A 685-nucleotide genomic window follows, 5' to 3' on the forward strand; every position below is an offset into this window, starting at 1 on the left:
AATCGCCGCCAGTACCCGACCTTCATGTAACTGGCTGACAGTGAGTGCCGTTGCATAACCTTCGGTAATGATGATTGTGTCCGGCGTTCCGGTAATCTCCGATACGGGGATAAAACTGCCTTTTTTCTGAGTTCCTGAAACAAGGCGCTTTTCACCGTTGGGCTTGATAATCTGTGCGCCTGTGACTGTTCCGTCCAGAGTCTGAGTAACCAGCAACAAAGAACCGTCTTTCAATAACCGCTGATTGGGGCATTGCAGCCCCTTTTTAACCAGATACTGAGATTCACCCGTAACAGAAGTTGCAACTAATGCCGCGACACGTTCCGCAATCGGTTTTACTGTTCGGGGCTTTTCTTTGGTGGGATTAGGTTCCGGCAAGGGAAGCGCCAGCGCACCAGAAACTAACTTAGCGGCTTCAAAAATGGTGATCCTTTTCGCCCTTGCCACTAAATCCAGCCCGTCACCGTGATTCGGCTCATCACACTGGCGACAATGCCAGTCACCGTTATGGTGATCATCCATAAAGTGGAAACGGTCAGTTCCACCGCATATCGGGCAAGCGCCGTGTTTACCCCTTGTTGGAACCTCAACACCACAGGCAGGTAACAGGCTTTGCCAGTGATTTATGGCCGCGTTCTTCACGGTATGGATAAGGTCTATCGGGCGGATGTTTTCACTACTTTGG

At 50.7% G+C, this 685-nt stretch carries 1 protein-coding gene; it reads right to left on the reverse strand.

What is annotated here, in order from left to right:
- The coding region (locus Xbed_RS18935; RefSeq protein WP_279625551.1) for a primase-helicase zinc-binding domain-containing protein at positions 1-669 on the reverse strand (669 nt) is incomplete at its 3' end.
- Positions 670-685 lie beyond the last annotated feature (16 nt).

Source organism: Xenorhabdus beddingii (genome assembly GCF_002127545.1).
GTDB lineage: Bacteria > Pseudomonadota > Gammaproteobacteria > Enterobacterales > Enterobacteriaceae > Xenorhabdus > Xenorhabdus beddingii.